This window comes from Maritalea porphyrae, from assembly GCF_030159895.1.
GTDB classification, from domain to species: domain Bacteria; phylum Pseudomonadota; class Alphaproteobacteria; order Rhizobiales; family Devosiaceae; genus Maritalea; species Maritalea porphyrae.
The window spans coordinates 221,906-234,389 of the sequence record NZ_BSNI01000002.1; the positions used below are offsets into that span (position 1 = coordinate 221,906).

General features: G+C 49.1%; 16 protein-coding genes. 2 read left to right on the top strand and 14 right to left on the bottom strand.

What is annotated here, in order from left to right; all coding sequences use genetic code 11:
- Nucleotides 1-8 precede the first annotated feature (8 nt).
- The 4 genes from sdhA to QQL65_RS04540 form a co-directional block, all read right to left on the bottom strand.
- A complete protein-coding gene (gene sdhA, locus QQL65_RS04525; RefSeq protein WP_284362339.1) occupies nt 9-1,814 on the bottom strand; it encodes a succinate dehydrogenase flavoprotein subunit in 1,806 nt (601 codons plus the stop codon).
- 6 nt (nt 1,815-1,820) lie between these two features.
- Complete coding sequence (sdhD, locus tag QQL65_RS04530; RefSeq protein ID WP_284362340.1) at nt 1,821-2,201, bottom strand: succinate dehydrogenase, hydrophobic membrane anchor protein; 381 nt, start codon at nt 2,199-2,201, stop codon at nt 1,821-1,823.
- 18 nt (nt 2,202-2,219) lie between these two features.
- Nucleotides 2,220-2,597 carry a succinate dehydrogenase, cytochrome b556 subunit gene (gene sdhC / locus QQL65_RS04535; RefSeq protein ID WP_284362341.1) on the bottom strand — a complete coding sequence of 126 codons (378 nt, stop codon included), beginning with the start codon at nt 2,595-2,597 and terminating at the stop codon, nt 2,220-2,222.
- A gap of 183 nt (nt 2,598-2,780) precedes the next feature.
- Nucleotides 2,781-2,987 carry a DUF1737 domain-containing protein gene (locus QQL65_RS04540; protein WP_284362343.1) on the bottom strand — a complete coding sequence of 69 codons (207 nt, stop codon included), beginning with the start codon at nt 2,985-2,987 and terminating at the stop codon, nt 2,781-2,783.
- 127 nt (nt 2,988-3,114) lie between these two features.
- On the opposite strand from QQL65_RS04540, the gene QQL65_RS04545 reads away from it, so the two are divergent.
- Nucleotides 3,115-3,759: a carbonic anhydrase gene (locus tag QQL65_RS04545; RefSeq protein ID WP_284362345.1), complete on the top strand. Its 645-nt coding sequence runs from the start codon at nt 3,115-3,117 to the stop codon at nt 3,757-3,759.
- On the opposite strand, the gene QQL65_RS04550 is transcribed toward QQL65_RS04545, so the two are convergent.
- The 9 genes from QQL65_RS04550 to QQL65_RS04590 form a co-directional block, all read right to left on the bottom strand.
- On the bottom strand, nt 3,756-4,199 hold the full coding sequence (locus tag QQL65_RS04550) for a GNAT family N-acetyltransferase (protein WP_284362347.1): 444 nt from the start codon (nt 4,197-4,199) through the stop codon (nt 3,756-3,758). The genes QQL65_RS04545 and QQL65_RS04550 overlap by 4 nt on opposite strands.
- 97 nt (nt 4,200-4,296) lie before the next feature.
- Complete coding sequence (locus QQL65_RS04555) at nt 4,297-5,334, bottom strand: aspartate-semialdehyde dehydrogenase (RefSeq protein ID WP_284362349.1); 1,038 nt, start codon at nt 5,332-5,334, stop codon at nt 4,297-4,299.
- Between the two features lie 358 nt (nt 5,335-5,692).
- Nucleotides 5,693-6,202 carry a GDYXXLXY domain-containing protein gene (locus tag QQL65_RS04560; protein ID WP_284362351.1) on the bottom strand — a complete coding sequence of 170 codons (510 nt, stop codon included), beginning with the start codon at nt 6,200-6,202 and terminating at the stop codon, nt 5,693-5,695.
- Nucleotides 6,195-7,382: a DUF4401 domain-containing protein gene (locus QQL65_RS04565; protein ID WP_284362353.1), complete on the bottom strand. Its 1,188-nt coding sequence runs from the start codon at nt 7,380-7,382 to the stop codon at nt 6,195-6,197. Before QQL65_RS04565 ends, QQL65_RS04560 begins: the two co-directional genes overlap by 8 nt.
- Complete coding sequence (locus QQL65_RS04570) at nt 7,375-8,424, bottom strand: DUF2157 domain-containing protein (RefSeq protein WP_284362355.1); 1,050 nt, start codon at nt 8,422-8,424, stop codon at nt 7,375-7,377. The genes QQL65_RS04565 and QQL65_RS04570 overlap by 8 nt, the downstream gene beginning before the upstream one ends.
- Nucleotides 8,425-8,485: 61 nt before the next feature.
- Entirely contained in the window at nt 8,486-9,583 is a 1,098-nt protein-coding gene (gene leuB / locus QQL65_RS04575) for a 3-isopropylmalate dehydrogenase (RefSeq protein WP_284362357.1), read from the bottom strand.
- A gap of 85 nt (nt 9,584-9,668) precedes the next feature.
- Nucleotides 9,669-10,082, bottom strand: a complete 414-nt coding sequence (locus tag QQL65_RS04580) for a DUF6010 family protein (protein WP_284362359.1) — start codon at nt 10,080-10,082, stop codon at nt 9,669-9,671.
- 61 nt (nt 10,083-10,143) lie between these two features.
- Nucleotides 10,144-10,563, bottom strand: a complete 420-nt coding sequence (locus tag QQL65_RS04585; RefSeq protein WP_284362361.1) for a hypothetical protein — start codon at nt 10,561-10,563, stop codon at nt 10,144-10,146.
- 101 nt (nt 10,564-10,664) lie between these two features.
- Entirely contained in the window at nt 10,665-11,060 is a 396-nt protein-coding gene (locus QQL65_RS04590) for a RidA family protein (protein ID WP_284362363.1), read from the bottom strand.
- Nucleotides 11,061-11,260: 200 nt separating this feature from the next.
- Between QQL65_RS04590 and QQL65_RS04595 the strand changes: the two genes are divergently transcribed.
- Nucleotides 11,261-11,803: an HdeD family acid-resistance protein gene (locus QQL65_RS04595; protein ID WP_284362364.1), complete on the top strand. Its 543-nt coding sequence runs from the start codon at nt 11,261-11,263 to the stop codon at nt 11,801-11,803.
- Nucleotides 11,804-11,874: 71 nt separating this feature from the next.
- On the opposite strand, the gene leuD is transcribed toward QQL65_RS04595, so the two are convergent.
- Nucleotides 11,875-12,483, bottom strand: coding sequence for a 3-isopropylmalate dehydratase small subunit (gene leuD, locus QQL65_RS04600; protein WP_284362365.1), 609 nt, complete (start codon nt 12,481-12,483; stop codon nt 11,875-11,877).
- Between the last annotated feature and the right edge of the window lies 1 nt (nt 12,484).

Here is a 12,484-nt window from a genome sequence, read left to right on the forward strand (position 1 = left end):
TCCCGTTCTTAGTAGACACGCGCTTTCGGCGCGATCTTTTTCAAATCAACTTCTTCGGTAAGCGGATCAACGTGTACACCACGATAGCTCAGCTCCACCTTACCGTTCTCATCAAGGCGAGAAATGGTGTGCTTGCGCCATTTCTTATCATCACGATCTGGATAGTCTTCCCGCGCATGCGCACCGCGGCTTTCTTGACGTGCTTCAGCAGAAACTACAGTGGTCACCGCGTTAGCCATCAAGTTTTCAAGCTCTAATGTTTCAACCAAATCCGTATTCCAGATCATTGAATGATCGTGGACTTTAACGTCTGACATCTCACCAAAAATAGCGCTCATACGTTTCACGCCAGACTGCAATGTTTCTTCAGTCCGGAACACAGCTGCATCTTCTTGCATGGTGCGTTGCATCTTGTCGCGCAATGCAGCAGTTGGTGTTCCACCATCCGCATAACGCAAGCGATCCAAACGATCCAACGCCTTTTCTTCGCTTGCAGGGTTCACGCTTGGAACGGGTGTTGAAGGATCAACAACCTTGCCTGCCTTAATGGCAGCAGCGCGACCAAATACGACCAAGTCAATCAATGAGTTTGAACCCAAACGGTTGGCACCGTGAACAGACGCACAACCAGCCTCGCCCACAGCCATAAGACCAGGAACGATCGCATCTTCATCGTCAGCTGTTGGATTGAGCACCTCACCCCAATAGTTGGTCGGAATACCGCCCATATTGTAGTGAACCGTTGGAATAACCGGAATTGGCTCTTTGGTCAGATCAACGCCAGCAAATACTTTCGCGCTTTCCGTAATGCCCGGCAAACGCTCAGCCAACACCGCAGGATCAAGGTGATCGAGGTGCAAATAGATGTGGTCTTTGTTTGGACCAACGCCACGGCCTTCGCGAATTTCCATCGTCATGCAACGTGATACCACATCGCGTGACGCCAGGTCTTTCGCGTTTGGCGCATAGCGCTCCATAAAGCGCTCGCCCTCAGAGTTGGTGACATAGCCACCTTCGCCGCGTGCGCCTTCAGTAATCAACACACCCGCGCCGTAAATGCCGGTTGGGTGGAACTGAACAAACTCCATATCCTGCAAAGGAAGACCAGCGCGCGCGACCATGCCACCGCCATCACCAGTACAGGTGTGCGCAGATGTCGCTGAGAAGTAGGCGCGTCCATAGCCGCCTGTCGCCAACACTGTTTGTTTGGCGCGGAAACGGTGGATGGTGCCATCATCCAATTTCCAAGCAATCACGCCGATACATTCGCCGTCTTCGCTCATCAGCAAATCTGTTGCGAAATATTCGATGAAAAACTCAGCATTGTTGCGCAATGACTGTCCATAAAGCGTGTGCAAAATCGCGTGACCGGTTCTATCAGCCGCGGCACAAGTGCGCTGTACTGGCGGACCTTCGCCAAAGTTTTGCATGTGCCCACCAAACGGACGCTGGTAAATCTTACCCTCTTCTGTCCGCGAGAATGGCACACCATAGTGCTCAAGCTCATACACTGCTGCGGGCGCTTCACGCGCAAGATATTCCATCGCATCGTTGTCGCCGAGCCAATCTGAGCCTTTGACCGTGTCATACATGTGCCACTGCCAGCTATCGGGGCCCATATTGGACAAAGAAGCGGCAATGCCACCCTGCGCTGCAACTGTGTGCGAGCGCGTTGGGAAAACTTTAGAGATACAAGCGGTGCGCAAACCCTGCTCAGCCATGCCAAGCGTTGCGCGCAATCCAGCGCCACCAGCGCCAACAACAACCACATCAAATGCGTGATCGATAATTTCGTAAGAACCTTTGCGTGCCATCAGGTCTTAGCCCCCAAAACTCAGTTTAAGAAGCGAAACAACTGCAACCGCAGCGACGCCATAGGAAAAGAATGTATTGAGCAAAATCAGAACAATTTTGCTGCCCTCTGCCTGCACATAGTCTTCAATCACCACCTGCAAGCCAAGCTTCATGTGAATGCATGCGCTCAAAACAGTAAGAATGGTCAAAGCGGTTACAAACGGATTTGCAAAGGTTGCAAGCATTTGTGCGCGATCAGCACCGACTAGCGATACGATCAGCCAAACCAGAAACAACATAAGCGGCACATTGGCCACTGCGGTCATGCGCTGGGTCCAAAAATGTCCAGTGCCTTCCTTGGCAGAACCAAGGCCCGTGACCCGAGAATAAGGGGTACGATAACTCATCATCAGCCTCCCAAGGAATTAAATAAGAACCAACAGCCACAACAGAGCTGTCAAAACCACGCCACCAATTAGCGTCAGCCAACCGTAGGTGTACCGCTCTGGTCCATAACCTTTGCCCATGTCCCAAACAAAGTGGCGCAAGCCACCAAGCATGTGGTGGAACAATGCCCATGTGTATCCGATCAGAATGAGCCGGCCGAACCAGTGATTGAAGAAGCCTTGTGCAATATCAAATGCACCGTCGCCAATTGCAGCGGCAGCAAACCACCACGCGAGCAATGCCGTGCCAAGATAAAGACCAACACCCGTAATGCGGTGCACAATGGACATCGCCATTGTGATTTCAAACTTGTAGATCTGCAGGTGCGGCGAGAGAGGACGATTAGGTTCAGCCATTGCGACAGGGCCTCTTGATCAATTGCGTTATGCCTATGCCCCCAAATTCGACACAAGCCTTTTATAAAGACATCTACCCGTCAAACGAAGATTCGTCAAAGAAACGGGCCTTGTTCTTAAGTCGAAGCGGCAACTTTACCTATACGGAAACCGCTACGCACTTGAAGCCAATTGCATCCGCAACTAGTAATCTGTCAAGGCTTTTTCCATATCGAACGGTTGATCTGGCACCTCTTTTGTCACGGCCTGGCCGCAACGCATCTTGTTTTCAGCTGCATCGAAAGTGTATTTGGGCTCACCATAGAGCGTCCAACCTTCACTCAGCGCTTTGCTCACACGTTTACAGAATTGGCTGTCATCATCATTGGTGATAAATCGATAGATATGCATATTATGTCCCCTTGTAAGGACTAGTTTTTGACTGGAATCAATGATTTGGCAAGTCAATCATTTATCACCGAACGCATTCGCCCTTTGTCGAGTTGCAAAACACAAACAATCAGGATATTTGACCGATATGAACAGCTTTCCAAATGAATTGCTCGCTGGGTACCGCGCCTTTATGGACGGCACTTACAAACAACAGCGAAACAGAATCCGGGAATTGGCTGACAAAGGCCAAACCCCATCCACAATGATCATCGCGTGCTGTGATAGCCGCGCTGCGCCGGAGATGATATTCGACGCACATCCGGGCGAACTTTTCGTGGTCCGCAATGTGGCCAACTTGGTGCCAGAATACGCGCCCGATGGTCGACACCACTCCACCTCTGCAGCTATTGAGTTTGCGGTAAATGGACTTGGCGTTTCCAATATCGTCGTGATGGGCCACGGACGCTGCGGCGGCATCAAAGCCGCACTTTCCGGTGGTGAAGTCAAACTCGACGAAGGCGATTTCATTGGCAAATGGATGAGCCAACTTGCCCCGGTTGCCGAAAAAGTCGCATCAGCTGGCGTGATGACAGATGGCGAACGCCAAACAGCCCTTGAGCGTGTCGGTGTGCGTCAATCGGTCAATCACCTCAAAACCTTCCCATATGTCAACGATCTGGTTGAAAAGGGTGAATTGTCGCTTCACGGCGCTTGGTTCGACATTTCAACCGCTGAACTTTGGATTATGGACCACGAAACGGGCGACTTTGTGCGTCCAGAAAACGACTAGTTCGCACCTTTGCGCCAACGATATAGCCGATCGGGGAGCTTTTCTTCATTCTCCCCGTCGGTCTCTTTTATCGCAACGAAACCATTCTTTTCATAAAAGGCGCGCGCCGCCCAGTTTTGCTGAAAACACCATAATTCAAGTGCGTCATGACGCGCTTTGGCATCATCAATCAGCCTTTGCCCAATCCCCTGCTGTCGCCTATCCGGATCAAGATAAAGGTGGGCAATCCAACCATCCAAATCCACAATAAACCCAACAACCTGCTCAGCTTCTTCTGCCAAGGTGATGCGACCGCGTACGTGCATTTCACGCATGTGCTTACGGTCTTCTTCTGGCGAATGAACTATTGGCAAAAATGGCAATGCAACTTGCCGCGAGCGCAAAAACAACTGCGCAATCGCTTCAATATCGTCCGAAGTAGCGATGCGCAGTTGAACCAAAATCGCCTCTTCCCTCAGCGTTTACGTTTCAGTTGATCAAAGAAAAAGGCCGGGCACAATGCCCGACCTAATTTCGTTAGATTCTTTTTTAAAGCGCTTACGCAGCCTTAGTTAGCAAGCCGCGATTGATAATGCTTTCGGCGATCTGAATAGTGTTCAACGCCGCGCCTTTGCGTAAATTGTCTGAAACAACCCAGAGGTTCAAACCATTCTCTACCGTTGTATCCTCGCGGATTCGGCTCACATAAGTAGCGTCTTCACCTGCCGCGTCAATCGGAGTGATATAGCCGCCATCTTCACGACTATCGACAACCATCACGCCTGGTGCTTCACGCAGAATGTCACGCGCCTCATCAGCTGTGATTTCATTTTCAAACTCAAGATTGACCGCTTCAGAGTGACCAACAAACACCGGCACGCGAACCGCTGTGCATGTCACTTTGATTTTTGGATCGAGCATTTTCTTGGTCTCAGCCAAAACCTTCCACTCTTCTTTGGTGTATCCATCTTCCATGAACACATCGATATGTGGGATCACGTTAAAAGCGATCTGTTTTGTGTAAACCTGCGGCTCCGGCATATCTGTTACATAGATGCCTTTAGTTTGGTTCCACAGTTCATCAGATGCTTCTTTGCCCGAGCCAGAAACAGATTGATATGTGGAAATTACAGCACGCTTGATCTTTGCTTTATCATGCAACGGCTTAAGCGCCACAACCAACTGAGCTGTCGAACAGTTTGGGTTGGCAATGATGTTCATACGTTCATTTTTCGCCATATAGGCATCCAAAACATGCGCATTTACTTCTGGCACGATCAACGGCACATCTTGGTGATAACGCCAAGCTGAGGAGTTATCGATCACAAGGCAACCTTGCGCGCCGATTTTTGGCGCCCATTTTTCAGAAATTGATCCGCCTGCAGACATCAACGCAAAATCAACGCCGGTAAAATCAAAGTGCTGCAAATCTTTGCATTTGAGCGTCTTGTCGCCAAAAGACACTTCTCTGCCCACAGAACGTGAAGACGCTAGTGCGTAAACTTCATCGGCAGGAAAGCCACGTTCAGCCAAGATTGAAAGCATTTCGCGACCGACATTACCTGTCGCGCCGACAACCGCTACTTTGTAACCCATAGTTCGTTGATCCTTGTCTCACCCCCCGCGCAACATTTGTTGTTGCGGCCGTCGCTTTGACCCTCCTCCCTGTCGGGGGAAAGCCCAGGGAAGACGGTTAAACGGTTTTGGTGGTGGTCTTTTTTGTTGTTGCAAGTGCAATCGCCACGCCACCGAAGGTTGGCATGGTCTTCATCTTCATCGCTGTCTTTTGCAAACCGCGCATCAAATGCTCACACATTGGTCAAAAAATAACTTTGCCTTTTCTAGCGGCAAAAGATGAAGAGTCAATAACACTTTTACCCTTATCAGTTCCGCCAATCGCCATATTGGCGCGCAATTGCGGCAAATATGAGCTGGAAAACATCGCGGGGACTGATCAGTTCCACCCAATTGTGTCGCGTGGATTGATCAACTCTTTTCCCTCATCCGCAAGTCCGCGCAATACATAGTCACGTCGATCCGCACCGTAAATCAACACTGCGTATTTTGCGTTTTCAAAATCGCCCCCCTCACCTTCTTGGAATAGAAAACTGTTGGGGACCAATGTCGGACGTGAAGACGTTTTTGTAAAATGCACCGCAAACTCATCATCGGCCAGTTTAGACTCATCATCAAGGCGCACAAATTGTGCAACCCCGTTCGCATCCTGCTTCACAATCGCAAACCCGGATCTGATTTTCTTGCCTTCAATTGAAGACCTGAGATCGTTTTCAACCTCAAACCCTAGCCGCATAAAGTCGCCTTGTAGCAAAGAACGCGGATCAACTGGGCGCAGTTCAAGGTAAATAGATGTCCCCTCAGCGATAACCTGCTCTTTTTGCACCACCCCAAAATTGAGCAGCCCAACAATCAAAACGCCAAAACCAAGCATCAACCAATTACGCATTTTCAACCTCCAAGCTGGGGTTAAAGAAACGCGTCAGTACAAATCGAGCTGCCAAAATGAAGATGCCTGAACCCAAAAGCATGTAGCTTTTGGTCAACAAAATGACGTCGAGCGAAAAGTAGAAAAGGAACAAATAGACCGGCAAATAGATCAAGCCAACGACCCACAGAACCTTGTCATGCCGCATATGCCCCAGCGCCATCAACGCAATCGCAAACAGCACGCCATGCATACCCAAAACGGCTAGTATGACGATGCAACAAATCACAATCACATGCTCAAGCGATTTCAGCTTTTGCCAGCCACCGATAAGGAAAGCATAGATGGCCAACGAAGCGGCAAATAAAATCAGAGCCAATCCCCAGTTGAAAGGGAGGTCTACCTCCTTCTTGGGAATGAAAAACCTGAATATCTGGTTGTCAGCGGGCAACAGTTTGTACGCCAAAAACAACACGACCGCATATAAGTAGACTGAAGACAAATAGCGGCGCCTCTGCCAAAGAACCAATATCGCAGCAATCACAATGAGCGTCGCGACCGCCATTGTTACAACGAGCTCACTTGCGCGCCAAAACTCAAGTCTAAAAGCATCAGATGCATTATAAGCGGGCCAAGAACTGCCTTCTGGCATCAAAAATTTCATCATTTGGATGCCGAATGCAGCATCCACCAAAAACAGTGAGACCAACACCGCTAAAAACGCTTCCAAATACATGCGGTAATAGACGCACGACACAATGGTTATTCCGCTGAATATTATCGCAACAATCCATGCATCCGCCCTATCAAACGGCCACGTCTCAAACCAGCCAAATAGTGCCAAAAGCAAGCACGCCTTACCCACCAGCAAGAGCGATAGATACAAAAGCCCTCTAAAACTATATTGCTTTTCTAGTGCCTTGTAGCCGTACCGAAATTTCCACGCCGAGAAAGCTGTGGCCAGCACCCCAATCGTGCCCACCACATGTTCCCAATTATCGCTCAATCCTAGAATGGCGATAAACCCGGCAATCGAAACGATAACCATGCCCAGAATGAAAAGCCCTGCGATCACCCGAATAATGATTGCAAAGATACCAAACTCACCATCTTTTCGCTTCGACGGACTTTGCCAAACTTCTTCGGAAAACGGCACGCCATATTTGCCAAGGCGGGTTATGGCTTGCTCCCGGCTAAGCATTCTCGTTCTCCTTTGCAGGTATTCCGACAAACTCGTGCAAGTTCAAAAACTTGATCCCGCCCCAGAAAATGCCGGCCACAACAGCCGCCATGAACAGGCCACCAAACAGCAGTCCGCCATCACCCCAATCAAAGATCCATTCAGCAAACAAGATTAAGAAAATGGTTGAAGTCAAAATTGAACTGATGAGCGTCCAAATTTGCGCCGAAACAAGATTGCGGAACAAACGGAACGCAAAATAATAGCCCAAAGCGTGAAGCACTATGCCAATTAGGCCTGCAATATCCTGCAAACGTCCATCAAATGGATCGCTATATATATTAAGTCCATAACGCAGTTTGAATATCCAAGCGCCAACTAGAAATGCGGTGAGCGTAAGGGAATAGAACAGCCAAATCCAAGAGAACCATTTATGTGCTGTCCAGCCCTTGGGATGTTTTTGAGCGTGAAATGACTGCACCCCAAAAGCAAGCAATCCGACAATGGCGAGCGGCACATCAATTTCAAACCCATCCCCTACGGTTTGAACCCAAATTGCGACCATAAAGATATGGGCGATCACCAGCCACAAGGTCCAATGCGCAAGCGATTTCGACAAGATCGCCCAGGGCAATATCAGGATCGCCCACATCATGAACAATTGATAGGCGTCGGCCCCCGTTTGATAAATCTGGCCAAATACGGCCATGAAGACGCCAACAAAAAGACTAGCGCCAATCGCCAGCGCTTGACCCGCAACACTGTCCAACCCACGCACCAATGCAGCGACAAGGCAGGTGACGAGCCCAAGATTGATCAACCCAAGCTTTTGCCAGCCCGGCATTTCGCGCCAGTTAAAAGCAAAGAAAAAGACAATTCCGGCAAGGACGAGTATGACGCCGACAACTAAGCTGAGTTTATCGGCCCACAGCCCCCATAGATTGCGCGGCGCAATCAATTGAAGCAAATGTTGCATTCCCGCGCGCGGCAGTTTGCCTTCACGGTATAATTGGTCCAAATCGCCTTCAGTCAGAGGCGCATCAAAATCTACTGTTTTCGTCATAAAAAAGGGCACCAATAAATGATGCCCTTATTAAGAACCGGAAATGAACTCGGTGCAAGACTTAGAGCTTGGCGATAATCGCGTCGCCCATTTCTGAAGTAGATACCTTCTTGCAACCGTCCTGCATGATGTCGCCTGTGCGCAATCCTTCATCCAAAACTGATGCAATGGCACCTTCAACTTTGTCCGCTAGCTCGACCATCTCAAACGAATAACGCAAGGCCATGGCAAAACTGGCGATCATCGCAATTGGGTTGGCCATGCCTTGGCCAGAAATGTCAGGCGCAGAACCATGCACCGGTTCGTACAACGCTTTGCGCTTGCCAGTTGTCGCATCAGGTGCACCCAAAGAAGCCGACGGCAACATACCCAAAGAACCGGTCAGCATCGCTGCGGCGTCGGACAAAATATCGCCGAACAAGTTGTCAGTCACAATCACGTCAAATTGCTTTGGATTGCGCACCAATTGCATCGCGCAATTGTCCGCAAGAATGTGATCAAGCTGAACATCCTTATATTCATTGGCGTGAATTGCACTCACCACTTCATGCCACAAAACGCCGGATTTCATCACATTGCGTTTTTCTGAAGAATGCACACGATTATCGCGGGTTTTGGCCAGGTCAAACGCTACACGCGCAATCCGCTCAATCTCATAAGTCTCGTAGACTTGTGTATCGATTGCGCGCTTTTGGCCATTTCCTAGGTCGTGAATTTCCTTTGGTTCACCAAAATAAACGCCACCGGTAAGCTCACGCACAATCAAAATGTCCAAGCCTTCAACGACTTCGCGTTTCAGCGAAGAACCGTCGGCCAATGCTGGATAGCAAATCGCAGGGCGAAGATTGGCAAACAAACCCATATCTTTGCGCAAGCGCAACAAGCCCGCTTCAGGGCGAACTTCGTAAGGCACATCATCCCATTTTGGGCCGCCAACCGCACCAAATAAAACAGCATCGGCGGCAAGTGCTTTGGCCATGTCTTCTTCGGAAATAGCAACACCATGCGCATCATATGCAGACCCACCAACAAGTCCTGTGTCGGTAGCAAAGTCGGACTGACCAGATGCATTGAGATGCGCAATCAGCTTTTCAACTTCCGCCATGATTTCAGTGCCGATCCCGTCGCCGGGCAACAAGAGTAGATTTTGCTGTGCCATGTTGGTGCCTATCTATAACAATTCAATTTGTCGCTTTGCTACGCGTTCAAACCTGAGCTGACAAGGCTTTGAGCGTCAAAAACGTCTAGATATATATGATCCAAAAGATGTAGAGGGCCGCCAAACTATCAACTATGGCGCACATGGGTGGATACCATGCCACCACCTTCACGCCGACGTCGGTTCGATGTTTAATCCAGTCCCAAACTGCGTGAACAATTAATCCTACGCCAATCAACCATGGAGCGAAAACAAGCCCAAACAACGCAAGTCCAAGCGTTATTACAGCTGCACCGCCTTCCCACAACGCATCCACCAAAGCAACGCGTTGCGCCAACAATATGGCAGGATAAACCGTTGCGATCGCAACAAGAATAGCAGCCGCGAGCTCTATTTTATGCGATGGAAATAGCAGATGGGTCAGCGTTATCAATAGCGCCAAAGTTACCGCGCCAACAATGTTGCCTTGCAGCGTAAACGATCTCTTGTCTTCATGCATATTTTGCTCCGTTACGTTTTACCTTCGCAACAAAGCTGTAATGTTTACGGGAACTGGAAGGTCAACGACGCCAAATTGCCGCGGCCAAGTGCAAACCGCCAATCCCCAACGCAGAAAGGCTGAAAATGAAGTCTCGAAGCTGTGGCACCTCGCCGTCTGATGCCAAAGTGTATCCACCAAGCTGGAAAAAGATCAAACAGCCTCTCAGCACGAAGACGCAACCAATGGCAATGACCAAGTACCGCGCAAGCCCCGACAGCTTCCGTCCGGTTCCAGCCCAATAGGTAACAAGCGCCCAAATCAAGAACACAGTTGAAACAAAGGCCGTCAACAAAGCTGGCCAACTTTCACCATTTGTGTCCGCCTCAGCCATAACCCGACCTGCACGTAAAAATAGATAGGCTGGTTCACCAATGAAGATTGCCGCAACATGCAGCAAAAACAAAATCAGGTCAGCGAGGGCTGCGAGTAAATACAACATAGATCATCACCTCAAGAAAAAGATACGCTACCGTATGTTATAATCTAAGCAAAAGAAATGGGGCAATCCGTCGCCCCATAGTTTTTGTGTAACAACGCCGATTAAGCTGCGGATCCAGCGCCAATACGAGCGGTCACTTCAATTTCGATTTTCATTTCAGGTTTGATCAATCCAGCAACAACCATTGTCGCTGCGGGTCGAACTTCACCAAAATACTTGCCGGTCACCCTAAACACGTCGTCAGCAAAAGATGGATCAGTTATATAATAGCGTGCGCGTACCACATCATTGAGTGAAGACCCTGCCTCTTCAAGTGCCGCAGCAATCGTTTGAAAGCATTTTTCTGCCTGGGCTGCCACATCTTCAGGCATCTCCATCACAGTATAGTCATAACCAGTTGTGCCCGCCACATGCACCCAATCGCCATCCTTGATGGCACGCGAATAACCTGCCTGTTTTTCAAAAGGCGAGCCTGTCGATATTTTGATAACGCTCATTTCATCCTCATTTATCTCATCACAACTGAGACGATTAAAGTTCCAATTTGTGACAACTAAAACAGCCAACTAGCAATCAAAATAGAACACCAAATATTCGATCCAGAATTTGAGTATTCCCCAGCCCAATACTTCAATGATGACAAATCACGCAAACAGTGTCATTATTAATTTATTGTTAACACTATAAGGAGGGCGTAATGAAACATTGGACCATTTGGTTTGCGGCCGGCCTCCTGTCGGTCATTGCAGGTTTAGTAGCGTTAGCCAACCCCCTAGCGGCAACCATTGCGGTTGAACAGCTCGCCGGTTGGGCATTTCTAGTCATCGGTCTCATCGCAGGCTATGTGGCTTTTCAAGAAGAAATCCAAAACGATCGGATATGGGGTCTTGTGGCCGCAATCGGTATCGCGCTTATCGGCGTCGTGCTATTTGCCAACCCACTTGCTGGCATCTTGTCACTCACCCTAATTGTGGCGATTTTGTTCTTGGTCACAGGCGTCTCAAAGATCTTTATGGCACTGCCAATGCGGGGCACAAATTCTTATTGGACCCTGCTGCTGTCAGGCGGATTATCAGTTGTTTTGGCAATTATGGTATTTGCCAACTTCCCACAATCCGCTGCATCGATTTTGGGCATCATTCTTGCGGTCGAACTCATCTCAAACGGCGCCTCCTTGGTGGCGATCGCTTTGCGCAAGCGTTTGATGACATCGCAATCAGCCCAAAAGGCAACAAGCTAAATCTTGGCGAAACAAAAAAGGCGAGGAAAATCCCCGCCTTTTACTGCAAAACTGTACTTAGTTTGTCAGCGCTAAATCCAAGGACGCGACGCTTCCATTTTGCTTTCAAAGCCCGAAATCGCCTCACCTTTTTCCATGGTCAGACCCACATCATCCAGACCTTGAAGCAACGCATTCCTGCGCGATGGATCAATATCAAAGCTGATTGTGCCACCGTCTGGCCCAGAAATGGTCTGTGCTTCCAAATCAACCGTGATGGTCGCATTGGAGCCACGGTCTGCATCATCCATTAGCGCTGCCAATTGTTCTTCGGTCACAACCACAGGCAAAATGCCATTTTTAAAGCAGTTATTGTAGAAGATGTCGGCAAAGCTGGTGGAAATGACGCAACGAATGCCAAAGTCTTTTAGCGCCCAAGGGGCATGTTCGCGGCTCGAACCGCAACCAAAATTATCGCCTGCAACGATGATCGAAGCATTGCGATAGGCGTCTTTGTTCAGCACAAATTCTGGCTTTTCGGTAACACCATCTTCTTCAAAGCGCATCTCGGCGAAAAGGGCTGAACCCAGACCGGTGCGCTTGATGGTCTTCAAATACTGCTTTGGGATGATCATATCTGTATCGATATTAATCAATGGCAATGGCGCTGCAACGCCGGTCAATGTGGTGAACTTGTCCATT